At 66.6% G+C, this 19,849-nt stretch carries 15 protein-coding genes; 6 read left to right on the top strand and 9 right to left on the bottom strand.

The genetic code is table 11. The annotated features are described in order from the left end of the window. Nucleotides 1-38: 38 nt before the first annotated feature. A complete protein-coding gene (locus tag MPARV_RS21975; RefSeq protein WP_012230714.1) occupies nt 39-1,811 on the bottom strand; it encodes an S-layer homology domain-containing protein in 1,773 nt (590 codons plus the stop codon). A gap of 262 nt (nt 1,812-2,073) precedes the next feature. Continuing rightward, nucleotides 2,074-3,774, bottom strand: a complete 1,701-nt coding sequence (locus MPARV_RS0101595; protein ID WP_012230717.1) for an N-acyl-D-amino-acid deacylase family protein — start codon at nt 3,772-3,774, stop codon at nt 2,074-2,076. A gap of 101 nt (nt 3,775-3,875) precedes the next feature. On the opposite strand from MPARV_RS0101595, the gene MPARV_RS0101590 reads away from it, so the two are divergent. Next, a complete protein-coding gene (locus MPARV_RS0101590; RefSeq protein ID WP_012230718.1) occupies nt 3,876-4,538 on the top strand; it encodes a hypothetical protein in 663 nt (220 codons plus the stop codon). A 71-nt stretch (nt 4,539-4,609) separates the two neighbouring features. Then, nucleotides 4,610-5,653, top strand: coding sequence for an LLM class F420-dependent oxidoreductase (locus MPARV_RS0101585; protein ID WP_031276999.1), 1,044 nt, complete (start codon nt 4,610-4,612; stop codon nt 5,651-5,653). Between the two features lie 42 nt (nt 5,654-5,695). Here MPARV_RS0101585 and MPARV_RS0101580 read toward each other — a convergent pair whose 3' ends face one another. The 6 genes from MPARV_RS0101580 to MPARV_RS0101555 all read right to left on the bottom strand — a co-directional run bounded on the left by MPARV_RS0101580 (nt 5,696) and on the right by MPARV_RS0101555 (nt 13,829). Beyond that, nucleotides 5,696-8,233 carry a glycoside hydrolase family 65 protein gene (locus MPARV_RS0101580; protein WP_020376988.1) on the bottom strand — a complete coding sequence of 846 codons (2,538 nt, stop codon included), beginning with the start codon at nt 8,231-8,233 and terminating at the stop codon, nt 5,696-5,698. Beyond that, the gene (locus MPARV_RS0101575) at nt 8,230-8,982 is read right to left on the bottom strand and encodes an HAD family hydrolase (protein ID WP_040055398.1); all 753 of its coding nucleotides are present in this window, start codon (nt 8,980-8,982) and stop codon (nt 8,230-8,232) included. Before MPARV_RS0101575 ends, MPARV_RS0101580 begins: the two co-directional genes overlap by 4 nt. Before the next feature lie 76 nt (nt 8,983-9,058). Then, the gene (gene rpsT / locus MPARV_RS0101570) at nt 9,059-9,328 is read right to left on the bottom strand and encodes a 30S ribosomal protein S20 (protein WP_012230722.1); all 270 of its coding nucleotides are present in this window, start codon (nt 9,326-9,328) and stop codon (nt 9,059-9,061) included. Between the two features lie 159 nt (nt 9,329-9,487). Then, nucleotides 9,488-10,798, bottom strand: a complete 1,311-nt coding sequence (locus tag MPARV_RS0101565; protein ID WP_020376986.1) for a glycosyltransferase — start codon at nt 10,796-10,798, stop codon at nt 9,488-9,490. After that, nucleotides 10,795-12,432 carry a Mur ligase family protein gene (locus tag MPARV_RS0101560; protein WP_020376985.1) on the bottom strand — a complete coding sequence of 546 codons (1,638 nt, stop codon included), beginning with the start codon at nt 12,430-12,432 and terminating at the stop codon, nt 10,795-10,797. The genes MPARV_RS0101565 and MPARV_RS0101560 overlap by 4 nt, the downstream gene beginning before the upstream one ends. Next, nucleotides 12,429-13,829, bottom strand: coding sequence for a hypothetical protein (locus MPARV_RS0101555; protein WP_020376984.1), 1,401 nt, complete (start codon nt 13,827-13,829; stop codon nt 12,429-12,431). The genes MPARV_RS0101560 and MPARV_RS0101555 overlap by 4 nt, the downstream gene beginning before the upstream one ends. 72 nt (nt 13,830-13,901) lie before the next feature. On the opposite strand from MPARV_RS0101555, the gene MPARV_RS21970 reads away from it, so the two are divergent. After that, a complete protein-coding gene (locus tag MPARV_RS21970; RefSeq protein ID WP_081582026.1) occupies nt 13,902-15,479 on the top strand; it encodes a D-alanine--D-alanine ligase in 1,578 nt (525 codons plus the stop codon). Nucleotides 15,480-15,533: 54 nt separating this feature from the next. Here the strand turns inward: MPARV_RS21970 and MPARV_RS0101545 are convergent, their stop codons facing one another. After that, entirely contained in the window at nt 15,534-16,856 is a 1,323-nt protein-coding gene (locus MPARV_RS0101545; protein WP_020376982.1) for a UDP-N-acetylmuramoyl-tripeptide--D-alanyl-D-alanine ligase, read from the bottom strand. Between the two features lie 125 nt (nt 16,857-16,981). Between MPARV_RS0101545 and MPARV_RS0101540 the strand changes: the two genes are divergently transcribed. The 3 genes from MPARV_RS0101540 to MPARV_RS0101530 all read left to right on the top strand — a co-directional run bounded on the left by MPARV_RS0101540 (nt 16,982) and on the right by MPARV_RS0101530 (nt 19,764). Further along, the gene (locus tag MPARV_RS0101540) at nt 16,982-17,287 is read left to right on the top strand and encodes a trypco2 family protein (RefSeq protein WP_012230733.1); all 306 of its coding nucleotides are present in this window, start codon (nt 16,982-16,984) and stop codon (nt 17,285-17,287) included. A gap of 3 nt (nt 17,288-17,290) precedes the next feature. Beyond that, nucleotides 17,291-18,265: a trypsin-like peptidase domain-containing protein gene (locus tag MPARV_RS0101535; protein WP_020376981.1), complete on the top strand. Its 975-nt coding sequence runs from the start codon at nt 17,291-17,293 to the stop codon at nt 18,263-18,265. Nucleotides 18,266-18,363: 98 nt separating this feature from the next. Next, nucleotides 18,364-19,764 carry an IS1380 family transposase gene (locus MPARV_RS0101530; RefSeq protein ID WP_238538799.1) on the top strand — a complete coding sequence of 467 codons (1,401 nt, stop codon included), beginning with the start codon at nt 18,364-18,366 and terminating at the stop codon, nt 19,762-19,764. Nucleotides 19,765-19,849 lie beyond the last annotated feature (85 nt).

Here is a 19,849-nt window from a genome sequence, read left to right as displayed (position 1 = left end):
CTGTTGCTTCCTGCTCGGTGGGGCGGATGGGGCTGGTGTTAGGCGGTGGTGGGGCCGCAGGTGTTGGCTTTCAGGAAAACCGCCATTTGGGCGCGTGTGACCTTGGCGTTGGGTGAGTATTTGCCGGGTGCGGTGCCGCCGGTGATGCCGGCTTCGATCAGCCAGCTGACCGCGGTGCTGTAGTAGCTGTTGGTGGGGACGTCGGTGAAGGTGTGGGGCGCGGTGGGCGTGGGCTTCGCGGCGTTGGTCCAGAGGAAGACGGCCATTTGGGCGCGTGTGACTTTCGCGTTGGGTGAGTATTTGCCGGGTGCGGTGCCGCCGGTGATGCCGGCTTCGATCAGCCAGCTGACCGCGGTGCTGTAGTAGCTGTTGGTGGGGACGTCGGTGAAGGTGTGGGGCGCGGTGGGCGTGGGCTTCGCGGCGTTGGTCCAGAGGAAGACGGCCATTTGGGCGCGTGTGACCTTGGCGTTGGGCGAGTACTTACCGGGAGCGGTGCCGCCAGTGATCCCGGCCCTCACCAGCCAGGCCACTGCGTTGTAGTAGTTCGCACCCGTGGAAACGTCGATGAAGCCTGGATCCGGGGCGGCTTCGCAAACGCCAACCACCACCGTCGGCAGCGGGGAGGCTGCGATGGTGCCGTTGCCGAGTTGGCCCGACCCGTTGTACCCCCAGCATCGGCCCTGCCCGGTGCTGAGCAGCGCGCACGACTGGCTCTGACCTGCGGCCATCTTGGTGGCGCTGCCAAGGCTGCTGACGGTTACAGGTGTTGTCGAATCGGTGGTGGTCCCGTCGCCGAGCAGCCCTGCGTAGTTGTAGCCCCAGCAGCTTGCACCACCGTCCGCGAGTCTGACGCACGAATGTTGGTAGCCGCCGCTGACGCTGGTGGCGTTGGTGATATTGGAGACGGCCACCGGTGTCGTCGAGTCGGTGGTGGTGCCGTCGCCGAGTTGTCCGTCGATGTTCTGGCCCCAGCATCGGACCCCACCGGAGGTGAGGGTGGCACAGGTGTGCGCGAAGCCGCTGGAGATGGCCGTTGCGGTTGAGATTCCCGACACCATGACGGGAACTTTGGAGTCGGTCGCAGAGGATCCGTTGCCGAGCGCACCCCAGGCGTTGCTGCCCCAGCAGCGGACCGATTGGTCGGTGAGGGCCGCGCAGGTGTGGCCGCCACCGGCGGAAACGGCCGCCGCTCCGGTGAGGCCGGTGACGGTGGCGGGCACCAGCGTGTCGGTGGTGGTGCCGTTGCCCAACTGTCCGCGGTTGTTCCACCCCCAGCAGCGTGCCTCCCCGTTGCTGAGGGCGACGCAGGTATGGTCCTGGCCGGCAGCGATGCTGGTGGCGCCGGTGATGTTGGAGACGGCCACCGGAGTGGTGGAGTCGGTGGTGGTGCCGTTGCCGAGTTGACCGTGATGGTTCCGACCCCAGCAGCGGACGCCACCGGTGGCCAGCACGGCACACGTGCTCAGGCTGGTGGAGGCGCTGTCGATGGCCACCGCGTTGGTGATCCCGGCCACTGCCAGTGGGACGGATGCGTCCCTGGTGGTGCCGTTGCCAAGCTGGCCAAACCCGTTGTCGCCCCAGCAGCGAACCGACCCGGAGTTCAGCAGGGCGCACGAGTGCATGGCGCCAGACGTGATTTGGGTGATGCCGGTGAGTGGGGGTGGCCCCGTGGCTCCTGCAGACGAACCGGGAACGACCCCGGTGAGCACGCCCAGGACGAGGGCGAGCGTGGCGAGGGCCCCGCCGCACCTGGCCCGCACGGTCGACGTGCCCTTGAGGGTGGCGGCGGTGGGCGTCGTGCCTGTCGTCATGAGGTTGCTTCCTGTTCGGAGATGGCCGAGGACGGGTCATTGGCCGAAGGCGAGGCTGGCGACGCGACCCGTCTGAACGAGGGTTCTGGTCCAAGCTCATCATGTTTGGGCTTTGACCGCCACCCCCTTTCGGTGATTTGCCCACAAAAGGCAGTTCACCTTCCCTTTACGTCATGGCTGGACGATTCGTGGGTGGCGGCACGGTGAAATCCCAACAGATGGTGCCGGTCTCTCGCCCCTGAGGTGAACCCGATGGAACGCGTTATGCGTCGGTGGAGCGCAGCAGGCGACCAGCCAACGCTCCGGTGTGTTCGCCTGCTTCCATGAAGGGCAAACCGTTGACGATCGAGTGGTCGATGCCGGTGGCCTTTTGTACAAAACGCGGCGCGTTCCCAGGGAAGTCGTGAACGATCTCGGGCAGGGCCAGCGCCATTTCGTCGATGTTCAACACGTTGAGGTCGGCGTAGGCCCCCTCCTTGACGACCCCTCGGTCGACGTAGCCGATGAAGTTGGCCGTGTCGGATGTGAGCCGTCGAATGCCTTCCTGGAGTGACAGCACGCCCAGGTCGCGCACCCAGTGGCTGAGGAGGTACGTCGGTTGGGATGCGTCCATGATCTGGGTTGCGTGAGCCCCGGTGTCGGCCAAACCCAGAATGGTCACCGGTGAGGTGACCATCTCCTCGATGGCCTCGGAACTCTGGTTCATCACCGGCCAGTTGACGATCGCCCGCCCGTCCGATCGATCCAGCGAGTCCAGGTAGGCCTCCACCGGATGGATGCCGGCCCGCTGGGCAATGGCTGCGATCGAGTCGTCGTCGGTGTACTCGTAGCGCACCGGCTCATCGGCCGGCATCAGAAACATGCGGGCGAACGGATCGACGTCCTTACTTGAGCCCTGCTCGATAATGCGGTCACGTCGCTCGGGGTCTCGGATGCCGGCCAGCCGCCCGGCCAGGTCGCGGTCGGCGATCTCGGCGAAGGCGGGCACGTCGTCGATCAGGGTGTTGGCGGCCAGGCTGAACAGCACGCCCACGCTGCGTGGGGTGATCTGCGGACGTAGCTGCGAGCCGTTGTCGTTGGCCTGCTCGGCCAACTCCATCACCTGGCGATAGTGGTCGCCCATGTCACGGATCTGTTGCAGGTTGAAGCTGAACGGTCGGCCCAGGGATCGGCTGATCTCGGCCATCCACGCCAGTTCCTCTTCCACCCGCGATCCTGGCTGGTTCTCCAGGTTGTAGCGGGGGGCGCTTTCGAGCACACCCCTGCCAAGTTCGCCCAGGGGCGCGGCGATGGTGAAGAACTCGGAGGGGTCGCTCCACGTGCCGGGCACGTTGCGTCCGTCCGGCACGCGGTGAAACAGGCTGCGGCTGATCGAATACCCGAAGGCGCCACTTCGAATGGCCTCGTCCACCTGCGCGGCCATTTGGGTGAGTTGCTCGGGCGTAGCGACGAAGTCGCGCTCGCAGGCGGCGTCCCCGGCCACGTACAGCCGAATGGCAACGTCGCCCACGTAGCCGCCGGTGTTGATGCCCTTGGGCACCTCGTCGATGGCATCGAGGTATTGGCCGTAGGTCTCCCAGTCCCAGCTGAGGCCTTGAAGAATTGACGATGCGGGGATGTCCTCCACCGACTCCATCGCGTTGGCCAGCACTTCTGCCTGTCCAGGCCGTAGCGGGGCGAACGTCATGCCGCAGTTGCCCATCATCACGGAGGTGACCCCGTGGTAACACGACGAACTCATCTGCGGGTCCCAGGCGACCTGGGCGTCGAGGTGGCTGTGGAGGTCGACGAACCCGGGAGTGACGTGTCGCCCCTCGGCGTCGATCACCCGGCCCGCCCCTGCGGCGTCCACGGTGCCGACCGCCGTGATGCGGTCGCCATCCACCGCCACGTCGGCGCGCACCGGCTCGGCCCCGGTTCCGTCCACCACCGTACCGCCCGTGATCACCAAATCGTGTGCCATGGTCGCCCCCTCGGCGTCGAGATACGGGCCACGGTACGCCAACGTGGGTTCGTCTGTCCGAAACGGGTGCGAACGTGGTGGCCGATCTCTAAGGTGCAGGAATGCGTTGGTCTCGTGGTTTCGTCGGAGTTGTCATCCTGGTGAGTGCGACGGGTTGCTCCGCCGGACTGGGTGGGGGCTCGCAAACCGCCGACCCGGAGTCGACCAAGGTCCAAACCACCGGCCCCGCTTCCGAGGGAGCAGAGGTCGGCACGGGCGATGCCGGACCTGCCAACGACGCGCTTCCGTCCGGTACGAGCCTGCGCTTCGAGGCACAGCCCTTTGCGCTTGATGATGATGGTGAATACTCCGCCACCATCGTGGCGCCGGTCGGCTGGGACGAGGGCCGATTCTTGGGGGTTGCCTTTGAGCCACCGTCCGACGAAGACCTGGGGTTCTTCACGAAGATGAGCGTCGAAACCGGGTGCGACGGGATGTGTGAGCCGACCGACTGGGAGAAGCGGCTCAACGGACCAGACGGGTTTCTCACCCTGCAAACCAAGGATGTCGACGTCGTCGAACAGCGATCGACCAAGGGCTCCGATGGCACGGTCTTGATTACCGAGGACAGCTTTGGCACCAACGTGTTGGTGTTGCGTTGGGACGATTCGGCCGATCACTTCTTCCAGTGTGAGGCCGACCTTGACGAGGACGACGCCAACTTGGCTGAGGCGTTCACAGCCGCGTGTGAAGCATCGTTACCAGACTGGTTTCCGGTCGGATAGGCCCGTCGGTCGACCGGCGATGGGTGCATCTGTCAGGCTCGGCCGTTCGGTTCGACAACGAAGGGGAGCGCATGAAGCTGGCCATGCAGATCGGATACTCGGGGGGCTTTGAGGCGTCCGTCGCACAGGTTCAGGCCTTGGAGAAGGCTGGGATGGACATTGCCTATGTGGCTGAGGCCTACGGCTACGACGGCGTCAGCCTGATGGGCTACCTGGCCGCCAAGACCGAGACCGTCCAGATCGCGGCGGGCATTCTTCCCATCTACACGCGCACCCCGACGCTTTTGGCCATGACGGCGGCCGGGGTTGACGACCTGTCCAAGGGGCGCTGCATCCTGGGGCTGGGTGCCAGCGGGCCCCAGGTAATCGAGGGGTTCCACGGGGTTCCGTACGACGCACCGATCGGACGAACCCGCGAGATCATCCAAATCTGCCGCCAGGTGTGGGCCCGAAAGGAGCCGGTGGTCCACGACGGCCGCTATTACCAACTGCCTCTCTCGGAGGATCAGGGCACCGGCCTGGGCAAGCCGTTGAAGATCATCACCAAGCCGCTCCGTCCCAACATCCCCATCCACGTGGCCGCGCTGGGACCAAAGAACGTGTCGATGACCGCCGAGATCGCCGACGGATGGTTGCCGATCCTCTATCACCCCGACCGGGCCGCCGACGTCTGGGGCGCCGACTTGGCGGCCGGGGCGGCAAAACGCTCCGACGACCTGGGAACGCTGGACGTCATCGCCGGGGGGCTGTTGGCCATCGGCGAAGGAGCCGAGGCCGTGCGCGACTTCGCCCGTCCCATGGTGGCGCTGTACGTGGGTGGCATGGGCGCCCGGGACAAGAACTTTTACAACAACCTGTTCCAGCGGTACGGCTACGAGGACGCCGCCGCAGAGATTCAGAACCTGTACCTGGATGGCAAGAAGCAGGAGGCGGGCGCTGCGGTGCCCGACTCATTCCTGGCCGAGACGTCGCTGGCGGGCGACGAGGGGTTCGTACGGGAACAGATTCAGCGCTATGCGGACTCAGGAGTCACCGTGCTGAACGTCACCCCAATTGCAGCCGACCTTGACGGTCAAGCACGGCTGATTGAAAAGGTGAAGGGCTGGATCGGCTGACGCCTCGGATCGACCTCCCAGGTTCAGCCGTCGCACGACGGCTCAGCCGAGGTTCGTCCCCGCTGATGCGGTGCCATGAAGATCGGTGATGTCGGTGTCGTGGGCAACGTGGGGCACGACACCGACCTCGGCCATGCGTGGCGCGACGCCGGGGATGCGGGGCCCCTGATCAGCGAGCGTCACCACCGTGGGTTGGTCGTCGCCGACCCTGAAGCGTGAATCCCCAACCTCCACGTGCACCGGTTCGCCGTCCAACAGTGTGAACGAGATGGTTTCGGGTGTGAGTTCCACCAGCAGGCGGCATCCCAGCCTGTGCAGCCTGAAGGAGATGCCGGCCCAACCCTCCGGCAGACGGGGGTCGAAGCGCATGGTTCCCCACAGGTCGCGCATTCCGGCGAAGCCCTGAACCAGGGTGGTCCACACCCCGCCGGTCGATGCCACGTGTACCCCGTCGACGGTGTTTCCCTGAAGGTCGGCCAGGTCGACGAACAGGGCCCGGTAGAAGTACTCGACCGCCAGCTCCGAGTAGCCCACCTCTGCGGCCAGGATGGCCTGGGCGCAGGCCGACAGCGACGAATCACCCGTGGTGATCGGGTCGTAGTACTCAAAGTTGCGCCGCTTCTCGTCCCGGCTGAAGTACTCGCCCTGGAGGAACATGGCCAAGACGACATCGGCCTGCTTCAGTACCTGGTGCCGGTAGATCACCAGCGGGTGGTAGTGCAGCAGCAGCGGCCGCTTCTCTTCGGGGGTGTCGGGCAGATCCCACACCTCCTTATCGAGAAACGCGTCGTCCTGGGGGTGGACGGCCAACTCGGTGTCGTAGGGGATGAACATGGCGCGTTCGGCGGCCCGCCACTCCGCCATCTCCTCGTCCCGAAGGCCCACCACCCGTTTGAGCCGGTCGTATGCCTCCGGGTCGGCGCTGCGAAGCACCTCGCACGCCTCGGCGGCCCGGCGCAGGTTGAAGCGGGCCATCAGGTTGGTGAACAGGTTGTCGTTCACGACCGTCGTGTACTCGTCAGGGCCCGTGACGCCGAAGATATGAAAGGTGCTGGGTCCGTTGGGCTTATAAAACCCAAGGTCGGCGTACAGCCTGGCGGTCTCCACCAGTAGCTCGGCGCCCTCGGAGCGAAGAAAGCTCCAGTCTCCGGTCGCCTCGATGTACTGGCTGAGGGCATGGGTGACGTCGGCATTGATGTGGTACTGCGCAGTGCCGGCGGCATAGAAGGCGGAGGCCTCGTCGCCGTTGATCGTGCGCCAGGGAAACAGCGCCCCACGCTGGGAGAGTTCGGCGGCCCGCTCCCGAGCTTTGGGCAGCATCAGGTACCTGAACCTCAGCAGGTTCCGGGCCTGCCGGGGATTGGTGTAGGTACAGAACGGCATGACGTAGATCTCGGTGTCCCAGAAGTAGTGACCGCCGTACCCGTCGCCGGTCACCCCCTTCGCCGCCACGCCATGGTCTTCCACCCGCCCGGTGGCCTGGGCCAACTGAAAGAGATTCCAGCGCACGGCCTGCTGCGTGCGGGGCCGGTCAGCCACCACAACGTCCGAACGCTCCCAGAAGTCGTCGAGCCAGTGGCGCTGGTCAAGGGTGAGCGCATCGGCGCCGCGTTTGATGGCGCGATCCAAAGTATCGTCGCAGCGATCGGCCAGTTCGTCGGGTGGCACCCCGCGGGAGGTGTGGAAGGCGGCGAACTTGGTGATCTTCAGTGTCTGCCCGGCCACCATGCGGGTGTGGACGACGCTCTTTGCCGTGTCGTCGTCGACCTCGGTCTTCACCTCCAACTCGCAGTCGGCCTCCACCAGATGCTCCACCGCGCACGCCACGGTCATCTGGGAGTTGGCACAGCAGTAGCCCAGGGTGGCGCGCCCGTTTCGAACCCGGCTGAGCCGAGGCAAAAGCACCCGATGATCCATGGGTTGCGCCTGACGCGGGTCGTCGCCCTCACCCAGCGCCGCATCGGCAACGTGATACTCGTCCTGGCCATCCTGGCGATTCAACAACTGCGACGAGACGGTCACCGGCGCAACGCCCTCCAGCAGGGTCACCTCCAGCGTCATCAGCGTGAGGTGCCGTTCGGTGAAGCTGACCTGGCGGGTGGAACGCACCTGCAATCGTTCTCCGGCCGGGGTACGCCACAGCAGTGTGCGCTCCAGGGTTCCCGTACGGAAGTCCAGGCGCCGCGAGTACTCCTCGCAATCGGCCTCGCCCACCAGCAGCGGTTCGTCGTTGACGTACAGCTTGATCAGCTTGGGGTCCGGCACGTGCACCAGCGTCTGGCCCACCTTGGCAAACCCGAACGCGTCCTCGGCGTGCTGGATTGACCAGGTCTCGTGAAACCCGTTGACGAAGGTGCCGTGCGTGTGGGCGTCCCGACCCTCCTCGGCGTTTCCGCGAAGACCGAGGTAGCCGTTGCCCAACGCAAACAATGTCTCCGTGGTGCCCAGGTCATGAACCGAGTATTCGCTCTCGACGAGCGCCCACTCGTCGACGGGAAATCTGCCGGGGTCCAGCGCGGCGTCGACATCGAATGGGTGGGCCGGATCAGCCTCTCCGGGGCTGCCCGGACCTCGGTTCATGGTGTTCCCTGCATCTGGGTGGGATCCGCGTCGCCGGCCGGGAGCAACTCGTCCAGGTCGCTCACCACCTGGTGGGCACCGGCATTGACCAGGGCGTTGTGCCCAGCGCCCCGATCCACCCCGATCACCAGCCCGAAGGTTCCGGCTGCCCCCGCTTGAACGCCGGAGATCGCGTCCTCCAGCACCACGGCATGCTCAGGGGCAGCGTTGAGGGCGGCCGCCGCATGGAGGAAGTAGTCGGGGGCGGGTTTGCCGTCGAGGTGTGCCTCGGCGCCGACGTTGCCGTCGACGATCACCTCGAATCGATCGAGCAGCCCGGCTGCTGAAAGGACGGCGCGTGCGTTGCGGGAGGAGCTGACGATTGCCAGCCGCAAGCCGGCGGGCTTCAAGGCATCCAACAGTGCGATCGAGCCGGGGTAGGCATCCACGCCGTCCCGTTGGAGGATCTCGTTGAAGCGATCGTTTTTGCGGGTGCCCAGGCCTGCGACGGTGTGCGCGGCCGCGGGGTCATCGGCGTCTCCGTCGGGCAGGTCGATGCTTCGCGAACTCAGGAAGCTGCGCACGCCATCGGCCCTCGGCTTGCCGTCCACAAACTTGACGTAGTCGTCGTCGGTGAACGGCTGTTGACCATCCAAACCGGCGAGGAAACCGTTGAACATGTCGGTCCATGCACGCCGATGAACATCGGCCGTCGGAGTGATCACTCCGTCGAGGTCAAACAGAACAGCTGCGAACGGTGACCAGTCCATCATCCGAGCGTGTCACATGATGGGGTGCTCATGGGGGTTGGAGCGTCGCTGCGTTGCGGATGCCCGCAACGATGGCTTAGGCGTCGGCGCCGGCCGCCGCCAGGTGCTTGGCCAGGCGTGCCTTGCGGTGGGCGGCGGTGTTCTTGTGCAGCACACCCTTGAGCACGGCGCGATCGATGCGGCTCTGGGCTTCGCGCACCAGTTGCTCGGCGTCGTCGCTTCCCTGGTCGGCGGCCGCCACAGCCAGCTTGACGCGGCTGCGGATCTCGGATCGGACCGCCTTGTTGCGCTCGTGTGCCCGCTCGTTCTGGCGGTTTCGCTTGATCTGGCTCTTGATGTTTGCCACAGGGGGCTCCTGGAGAGAGGGGAGAGGGGATGACCGCGTGCTGCGGCAAGCCCGTGAAGGATAGCGGGCCGCCCGGGGTGGCTGCGACACGCCGGGTGATCGGAGGCCTGTTCTGTGTCTCAGACCGGGTCGAGATCATTTGCTTGTGGGCCGGGGAGCTCAGCTTCGGCCGAGCAGGTTCAGGGCCGCTCGGTACGAACCCTTCAGCAGCGGTGCTGATCGCACCCTGTGTTGGGCCCGCACCGCTCGGGAGCCCATCAGCGCATCGAGCCGCTTTTGTTGGTGATGGGCACGCGTCCGGGTTCGTCCCAGATCCCGTTCGGCGGTCTTCAGCCGTTTCCGAGTCTCGGCCAGCTCTTGTCGCAGGGTGTTTCGTTCACCCTGCACCATCGTCAGGTTTTTGGTGTCCCGATCGCTTCGAGCGGCTCGTGGACGCAGGTCCCACACCTCGGTCTCCAGGTTGTTGACATCACGAGTGACGCCCGACAGGAAGGTACCCATGGCGTGAGCGGACTCGAGAGCGTCCGGCAGTTCGGACGCGAGGGTGTCAACGGCTGCCTGGTACACGTCGACCAGCGCGTCCACTGCTTGAGTCACCCCGGTGTTGGCCCGCACCCAGTTGGTCACCGCGGCGGCGTCCGAAGGGTCATAGCCGGTGATCTGATCGAGGATGGTGGCGCTGGTGGCCGGTAGCGTTTGGGCGCGGATCCCGAAGTTCAGGCGTCGCAGATGCTCCACGTTGTCGCTGCGCACCAGCGGGCCGAAGGCCCGAGAGGATCCGACCATCACCGTTGCGCCCGCGGCGATGGCCTCCAGAGCGGAGCGTCCCTGGGCCAGCACCAGGTCGTACTCCCCCAACAGCTTCTCCGGGTTGGGCGTGGAGGTGCCCATCTTGTCGCCAACAACGTCCAGGTGGGCGCCAATCGTGCCTGCCGCCTCCCTGGCCGCCTTCAGGTAGGGCGAGCCCTCGGAGACGTAGTTCGAGAACAGCAGCATTCGTCGGGGGGTGGGCCCGGGCTCGGCGACCAGTTGAAATCGGTCGAGGTCGACGAAGTTGGGCACCACGACGACGCGTTCGTCGGGCACGCCGTGCTGGAGGGTCAGGCGGTCGCGGACCGCCTCGTCGACGGCAACGTAGCGGGTGACGTTGGGGTGCAGCACCGGCTGCTCGGGCCATGGCCGCCACCCGTGGCTCACTCCCACCATTGGCACGTCGCCGTAGTAGGCAAGCGCCGACATGGCAACCAGATGGTGCTGGCCGTGGATGACGTCCGGCCGAACACCGAAGGTGGTCAGGTCGTCGCTCACCGGCACCGTGGCGTTCAGGAGTTCGTCGGCCACAGCGCCCAGCTCGGAGCAGTACACCATGGGCCGATGGCCCCGCCGCAGCAGTTCGATGGCCAGGTCGCGGACGTAGAGCTCTGAGCCCCACCGGCTGGACATCTTCCGGTTGGTGATCAGAATCTTCATGGGCGGTTTCCAATCCGGTCGGTTGGTTTGGTGATCGATGCCGACGAGCGTCCGGCGGCGCGGGCAAGCAGCTCGTCCGCAGAGGGAGCGAAGTTGGTCAACGCCCGGCGGCCCCGGCGGCCGTCGCCGGCCAACAACTCTCGCAGCATGTCCACGCCGGGAGCGGGGCGGTGGGGCCCGATCAACAACGCCAGATCGTCCCGGCGGAGGCTGCGGTGCAGCGCCTCCACCAACGGACGAATCTCCCGGTACACGGTGACCTCCAGGCCCCATGAGCGGAGGGCCCCGAGGAGGGCCTGTTCCTCCGCATCGGTTGCCCAGTCGACCGGGCCCACGAAGTCTTCGTTTCGGGTGACGTGCACCTCGTCCACGTCGAGGCGCACCAGGATGCCGCCCAGGATCTCGCCCAGCTGGGCGTTCATGGGGATTCCACGGTTGCCCCGGACGGAGATACCGGCCAAGAAACGTCTGGCATCTCGGCGCAGTGGCGCCAAAGCATCCTCCAGGGTGTTGGCCACGCTGAGGGGGTTGCACATGTCATCGACGAGCGTGAACGGATGACGGGTCACCACCTGGAGTCGACGAGGCAGTCCCGCGTAACCGGCAAGCCCAGCCTCGACGCCCGCCGGGTTTGCCCCGGCGACCAGCGCAGCCGTCGCGGCCAGCGCAGCGTTGGTCAGCACGTGCGCGCGCAGCAGCGGGTTGGTGATGGGGACGATGGCCTGGGGGCGGCCGGTCAGCCGGGCGAACTCGGGGCCGAAGTGCAGCGCGTCGTCGGTGATTCGCGCCACCGACCCGGGTGATCGGCCGACGGGGATGTCGATGGCGCCGGTGCCGGCGGCCACTTCCACCACGGCTGCGTCATCGCCGTGGAAGACCGCCACCCCGTCGGGCCCGAGTCCCTCGAACAGCGAGCGCTTGACGGCACGGTAGCCGGCCTCGCTGCCGTGCACATCAAGGTGGTCCACCCCAATCGTGGTGCACACGGCGATGCCGACGGCCACATCGGCGACCCGTGCATCCGAGATGGCCTGCGACGAGACCTCAAGCACTGCGGTGGTGCTGCCCGAATCCCGAACTTCGCCCAGCCAACGCTGCAGCTCGGGAGCGTCGGGAGTGGTCAGGGTGGGTTTGGTCGTCGCATGGTCGATGCCCGCCAACTCGCTGCACGAGAAGGCGCTGGACATGCCGGAGCGGTGCAGGCAGGCGGCGGTCATCAACGTGCACGTGGTTTTGGCGTTGGTGCCGGTGATGCCGATCATGGCGATGTCTTTGGAGGGAAACCCGTGGAGAAGGGCGGAGCTCAGCGACATGGCCCGCCGCTCGTCGTTCACCTCCAGCACCGGCACGCCCTGGGCCCGCAGTTCTTCGACCAACTCGGCGTTGGGCTTGCTCCAGCACACCGCCACCGCGCCATCGAGCACCGCCCTTCGAACCGCAGCCGGAGCCCGCTTGGCGCCAAGCAGGTTGATGTGCAGGTCGCCGGGTCGGGTGGGTTCCAGGCTCCAGGTCACTCCCTGGTAGTCGGGCGCACCGGCCAGGTCGGGCACCCGGTCGAGCAATCCGAGCCTCGTGAGCCGGGTTGCCAGATCGGCCAGCGGTGTCTGAGGGCGAGTGAGGGTGGCGCCGGTCATGATTTGGGTTGCGCCATCGAGAGCAGCCGGTCGCGCACGCTCAGCAGATCGGCCCCGGTACCTGCCAACACCACCACCGCACCATCTCCGGCCGCGGCCAGTTCATCGGCCATCGTCACCGGGTGGTCCAGGTGGTCGGTCCCGATGCCCCAGCCTCCGGCGGCGATGCCGACCACTCCCGCTGCCGCAGCCCGATCCAGGATCGAACAATGCAGCCCCTCGACGGCGGTGGGTCCGTCGTCCACCGGACCCAGAATCGCGTAGCGTGCGTCGGCCGGGTGTTCGGCCAGGGCGGCGACGGCGCCGATCACGGCGCCCACCGAGGTGGCATCGCTGCGGTCCCAGACCGCCACCCCGTCCGGCAACGTGTGAACGGTGGCGTCGGTCAAGCGGGTCGACATGGCGGTCACCGCATCGTCGACCTCGGGCCCCGTGCGTGCGAGCGCAGCGCACGCCGTCAACGCGGCACCCTGAGCGTTCGCCAACCATCGGCGGCTCGCGTCGGTGGGTAGCGCCCCGCTGCTGGTTCTCCCCGACACGTCAAGGTGCAGCGTTGTCTCGCCGGCCGCGTTGGTGCCGACGCGGTAGGTGTGGCGTGGTCGTGGGGCGATCCATGGGTCGAGGTCGTCCTGCAGGCCCTCTGGGATCACCACGTGTGTGTCGGGTCCGCAGGCTGCCAGCACCTCTTCGGTCTGCCTCAGCGTTCCGTCCGTCCCCATCATGGCAACCTGTCGGGGTCCCAGGTCACCGATGACAAGCACGTGGGGATCCAGCAATGCCGCATCGGCGCCGGCGCACCCTCGATGGCGACGGTTGAGTTCCACGACCAGTGGCTGATCAGGCCCGTGGTTCAGCAGTGCCAGCGGAACCCGAAAGCGTTCGGTGCCGGGGATCTCCCGTTCGTCCGGCGGCCCGGGTCGGACCGGGGTGTCAGTGCGGCCACTCAAGGCAACCCGAAGGAGTTCGGCCATGGCCCATGGCGCGTCCGTGGCGATGACACCGACCCGGAGCGCGCCGGCCGGTCGCCCGCGATCGTCCCCGGCCATCGACCGCAACATGGCCTCGGTGCTGGGTCCGATGACCGCGGTACCCCCCACCCACGGGCGCTCCGTCAGGTAGGGCACCCGTTCGGCGATTTCGTCCTCCAACCTCAGGCTGGTGTCACCAAGCGGCGGCGGGTGAGCGGACGTGGCGAAGAGCAGGTTGTCTTCGCCCACCACCTCACCGGGATCGATCGCAACCCGCTGCACCACACACGAGGGTCCCTCATGGCCGGCACCGGTTAGTTCAGCGATCTCCAGCGTGGTGAAGTTCATCGTCGTCGTCCGTCGGTGGAGGCTGAAGCGTGGTTCGGGCAGGTTGTTGGTTGGCCTCGGGCGCAGCTCCTGGCTGCTCACGGGGCAGGGTGAAATCACTCATTAGTATGTCAAACGCTCAGGGTGGTGGAGGACAAAGAACGGGGGTGATACGTGCGGGTTTTGGTGGTACTTGGAGGTCAATCCCCAGAGCATGAGGTGTCGGTGGCCTCCGGTCTTGCCGTCATCTCCGGGCTTGAACAGGCTGGACATGAGCTCACCGCCGCCTATATCGACCGTGATGGTTCGTGGCATTCGGTCGAGGTTGAGGGTGTGTTGCCGAGCGACGCCGACCCGGGCGAATGGGCGCTGTCGGATCCTTGGAGCCTGCTGACCGCTTCGGGCACGGCACCTCGGGTGGTGATGGCGGTGCTTCACGGTCCCTGTGGCGAGGATGGCGTCATCGCAGCGTTGGCCCAACTGGCAGGGGTCGCCTGTGTCGGCAGCGGCATGTTGGCGAGTGCACTGTGTATGGACAAGACCGCAGCAGGCGATGTGCTCGATGCCCGAGGGATCGCTCAGACCCCCTGGCTGGGCATCCATCCCGGCTCGACATTGCCGTCCTACGAGGAGGCCGCCGAACGGCTTGGCTCAACAACCCTGTTCGTGAAACCCGCCAACCTGGGTTCGTCGATCGGTATCACCAGGGTGACCGAGGCCACCGGATGGGGCCCCGCCCTGTCCCAGGCGCTGGGTTATGACGACACGCTGATCGTCGAGGCCGCGGTCGAAGGACGCGAGCTGAGCGTGTCGATGCTGGGAAACCGCGCGGATGGATATGAGGTGTCCGAGGTGTCCGAAACAAAGCCGCATGGTGCGTTCCTCGACCATGCGGACAAGTACGGCGACGGTGCCGCCATGGCCCAGGTACCGGCGGGCATTGACGCTGACCTGCGTGACCGCGTGCGTGCCACGGCGCCGGTGGTGGCCGATGCGCTCCGCGTTGACGGCATCGCTCGGGTCGATCTGTTTCTCACCGTCGACGGACAACTGCTGGTGAACGAGGTCAACACGATGCCCGGCTTCACGGCCGCATCCACCTTTCCCCGCATGTGGGCGGCCGCCGGTGTGGAGTTTCCCGATCTCCTCGATCGTGTCTGTGCCCTCGCCATTCGCCGGCATCAGCGGGCCCGCCTGCGAACCGACGCAGGCGTTCCTCGTGCAGCCCAGCATGCGGCCGAGGTTGAGGAGGCGGCTGACCAATCGGAGAACTCCGGCGCGGTCACCGTCAGGGACGCCAAGGTGGGCGACTGGGGCCGCATCGGCGAATTGACCGTGGCGGCCTACGCGGCGGTACCCGGAAGGCCTTGGATGCCGGAGTACGACAGCGTGTTGGCCGACACCGAGGCACGGGCGGGGCGGGCCACGCTGTTGGTGGCCGAGGACGCCGCGGGCCGCGTGGTGGGCTCCGTTGGCTACTCACCAGTGGCCGGCACCGACGGTCGGGTGGGGCGAGCCCGTCAGGTGGCGGTCGACCCTGAGGCGCGGGGTCAGGGGGTTGGCAGCGCACTGATGATCGAGGTCATGAACCGCCTGCGGGCGGGTGGCGCCACCGAGATGGTGGAGCGCACGGCCGACTACATGACCGGTGCCCAGGCGCTCTACAGGTCCCTGGACTTTCGGCGGGCACCGGAGTGGGACGAGGTACAGCGCGACGGCCCGCCATTGCTGGCCTTCCGCCGCCACCTGTAAACCGCCCTGCGCTGTTCCGGATCGGGCGGCACAAGGCGTGCCCTGGTGGGTCGCTCAGATTCCCGGATGGTCGATCAGTTCGGCGATCACCTCGTCGATCACGTCGTTGCGGCTTCCTTTGATCAAGACCGCCGAGCCGTCAGGGAGCGCGTCCACCCGTTCGCGCAGTTGGCGGCGATGTTCCACCACGGGTGTGCCGTAGTTCGGCGCCCGGTACGCCAGCATTTCCAGACCCAATTGCTCGGCTCGCTCCCGTGCGATGGTGTGGATCAGTTCCACGTAGGCCTTGCCATCGACGAGCGGTCCCATCACGGCCAAACGGTCCGGCGCGTCGATGGCGGCCAGCGCCTCCAGGGCACCCAGCACCGATTCGAGGGTGGCGTTGAAGCTGTCGTCGATCACCAGGATGTCGCGGTCGATCCGGTGCATCTGCATGCGTCGGGCAGGTGGTTCGGCCTGCTCGATACCAGCGACCGCCGCATCCAGCGGAACGCCCACGGCAAGTGCCCCGGCCAACGACGCCAACACGTTGGTCACGTGATGCTCGCCTCGCACGGCGGGGCGAAGGTCGGCCTCACCCCACGGCGTGGCCACCGACAGGCTCAACGACAGATCCCCGGAGAGGCGCACACCGGTTGCCCGAACATCGCCGACTGAGCCATAGGTCAACACGGTCGCGGTGGTTCGGCCGGGCAGCCCCTGGGCCAGCGGGTCGTCGGTTGAGATCACGGCGGTACCGCTCGCTGGAAGGTCCTCCACCAGCTCGCCTTTGGTGGCCACGATGCCGGCCTGTCCGATCATCGAGCCCTGATGCGCCCAGCCAAGCTTGGTGATGATCGCCACGGACGGCTTTGCCACCCCGCCCATCAGGTGCAGGTCGCCCCGGTAGCGGGCTCCAAACTCAAGGACCAGGCATTCGGTGTCGGACGGGGCCGAGGCGAGGACGCCCGGCATGGAGAACTTGGTGTTGAACGAGCGAGGCGTGGCGTGGGTGCGATACGTCGTCGACGTGGCCGCCGCGGTCAACTGTTTCACCGTGGTCTTGCCCACCGACCCGGTAATGCCGATGCAGCGATCGGTGAGCCGGGGTCGGACGTAGCGCCCCAACGCCAACATGGCGGGTTCCACCTCGGCCACCACGATGGCGGAGCCCCCAACGGGGGCCACCTCGCACAGGTACGGCCGGTCGGCGCTGACCGCCCGTGGCGTGTGACGGTTGGTGTCGTCGCGGAGAAACCGGTGGTGCCCGGCAACGAACAGTTCGTTGGGGCTGGTGCCCAGCTCGCGCACGTCAAAGCGGTACTCGTCGACCGGCCGGGAACGCCCCTCATGGACGCCTCCTACCGCCGCAGCGATCTCAACGGTGCTCAGCCGCATGCCCGGTCCTGTGGGTCGGGTTTGCTGATCGAGGGGTTCACGCCGACCGATCGTAGGGTTTCAACCCCTCGGCGGGTGGAGCGTTCAGGCTACGTTCAACAAATCCCCTTACTTCGGAGTTGAACATGGCCGAGTTCCCGAGCGTCGCCGACGTCATCCAACAGCTGCGATCCGATCTGGAGAAGGCGGTTTCCGAGGGGGACGATCACGACATCCGATTTGGTCTGGGCGATATCCAGGTCGAACTCGAGGCTGTCGTATCTGCCGAGGCGGGCGGTGGCCTCAACCTGAAGGTCCTGGGCGTAGGCTTCGAAGGTGCCGGGAAGGGCACCTCAGCCTCCACCATCAAGCTCACGCTCAACCTCAACCCCAAGCGGTCCGATGGTGACGGCGGATGGGACAACGTCGTTGCCGCCCGTCCCATCGGGTAGATCGTGCCGACACCCCGCCCCGACCTGGCAGGCTCGTGGCGCTTCGACGGTCCGGCGCGCCTGTGCGAGGTCGAACTTGGTGGGTCCTTGTTGAGCGGCTGTGCCATCGCCAACTCGCTGGTGGTCACCTGCGCCCACACCACTGGCCAGCCGGTGCCGCTGGGAGGTCAGGCTCTCGTTCGTCGTCAAGGGCCCGATGGTGCTACCGAGGTTGTCGCGACCACGGTGTTCCTGGGGAGCGAGGTCGACGTTCGTCTGCTGTACACCCATGAGCCGGTGGTGCACCTTGCCTACCCCGTGCCCTGGGGCGGGTTGTTGAGCGACGCTGTAGACGACTGTCGGGTGTGGGGCGCTCCAACCGCGTCGATGCGTGGCAACGGCGACCTCTTCGACGGGGCCTGCATGGTGGAAAGCGGCGCTGGCGGTAGCCGCCGATTGACGGTGAGGTTGCGACCCCGATCGGTACGGACCGATTCCGAAATCAATTCGGAGAAGCAGGCGTCGGACGCGGCGCTCTGGGCCGGTATGTCCGGCGGTCCGGTAGCCCACAGCGGTCGGCTGGTGGGCCTGGTGCGCGCCGTCGATGGCCGGTTTGATGCGCTGGAGGTACTCACCTCGTCGGCCCTTTTGGGGGCCGAGGGGCGGTGGCTGGAAGCAGAAGGTGACGGGTTCGGCGGCGTGTCCAAAGCCGGTACGTTGCGCGCCGCCATCTGGGCGGCTCTCGCCGAGCAGGTGGCCGCCTCCAATCGCGGCCTGCTGGTGCCGGTGCCGGTCACGCCGGTCGGCCCGCCCGGCGGGCCGGCCATGGTGTTGGAGGCACCGGTGGTGCCGCCCCTCGACGAGCGCCTTCGGCCCATCGAAGCCCTCCAGTACCGCCACGCGGTGGTGCCACTGATCGAGGGCGACCCGGTGACGCCACGGGTGGAACACGGCGATGTCACAACTGGCCACTCTGACCCGGATATTGCAGCCGGGTAGCGGGTTGTTGGTGGTTTGACGCGGCAGGTGCCCCTGCTGGCTGGAAGAATGGAGAGTACGAACAGCTCTATTCGACTAGCGAGAGGAGCACCTGCCAGGTGAATGCTACAGGCGCGTTGTTTGATGCCGGGGAACTGATCGGACAGCCCCGCCGCCGGAGTGCTTCGGTGAAGGTCAAGGTGAGCGATGACAAGGTGACCGGGGTGGGCGGGGTGGCGTTGTGGGGACCGATGTTGGACAACCTGAACCTGGTCGGTGTCGCCGATGGGCGCCGGTTGCGGCCGATCGGGCCTGGCGGCTACACCGGCGGGGAGTGCTATCGGGCGTTGGTCGAGATCCTGTTGGCCGGAGGCGATTTCTTGTCGGACCGGTCCCTGTTGGATGGGCCGACCCAACAGTTGCGGGGCGCTCACGTGTTGCCCTCACACGCGACGATGTTCCGGTTTTGTGGCGGAGCCGATTTTGGTCGGGTCCAGAAAGCCGCGGCGGTGAACCGGACGATGTTGGCTCGGGCGTGGGCGTCGGGTGCGGGACCTTCTGGTGGGATGGTCACGGTTGATCCCGATGCCACGCTGGTCGACACCTACGGGCCGGACAAGGAAGGTTCGAAGTTCTCCTACCGGGGCGAGGTTGGCTTGTCACCGCTGATCGGGGTGTGTGGTGAGACCGGTGACGTGCTCGCGATCCGTGCCCGGTCTGGGAATGCCCATCCGGGCCGGGACAACGCCGGGTTCATTCGAGAGTGTGTGTCGGCGATCCCCGGCCCGGTCCGGGAAACAACGAACCTGTGGGTCCGTGTCGATTCCGCCGGCTACCAACACGCCGTGTTCGACACCGTCGAGGCGCTGGGTGGGGTGTTCTCCGTGACCGCGCCACAACGGTCCAACGTGAAAGCGAAAGTCCGGGCGTTGGCCACCAACCCTGACACGCAATGGGTGCCAGCGTTGGCCGGCGAGGCCAAGCGGGGTTCCGAGGTCGCAGAAACACCTTTCGTGATGGGGCAAGGCAAGACCCGGCGCATGTTGCGGATGATCGTGCGCCGTCAACGCACCAGCGCCGGTGACCAGTTGTCCTTTGATGATCTTGACGGTTGGAGGTTCCATGCGATTGTCACGAACCTTCCCGCCCTGTTCGCACCCCCAGCAGAGGTCGAGGCCCACCATCGGCTTCGTGGCGGGATCCCCGAGGACACCATCCGGCAACTCAAGGAAGACTTTGGGCTGATCCACGCGCCGGTGAAGAACTTCTTCGGGAACTGGTTGTGGTGGCACGCCTCTGTGCTTGCTCACAACACCGCCCGCTGGGTCCGTCACCTCGGGCTGCCCCCGACGTTCAAACGGTGCCGTGGGAAACGGCTCCGCCTCGCGTTCTTCAATGTCGCAGCACGAGTTGTCAACCACGCCGGCGGCCTCGAGTTGCGGCTCCCACGATCCCACGCCTGGGTCGACGCGTTCATCGAAGCCCTCACACGCATCCGGGCCCTGCCCGCGTTCGCCTGACCCGGCCAGGCACCCACACACCCAGACTCAGCCCGGACAACCCGCCCACACCACAACCTTCTGCCTCACCGCGCCCCAAAACCAG

The sequence above is a fragment of the Candidatus Microthrix parvicella Bio17-1 genome (assembly GCF_000299415.1).
GTDB lineage: Bacteria > Actinomycetota > Acidimicrobiia > Acidimicrobiales > Microtrichaceae > Microthrix > Microthrix parvicella.
Note: the sequence above shows the minus strand (reverse complement) of the source record. Positions and strands in the feature narration are given on the sequence as shown.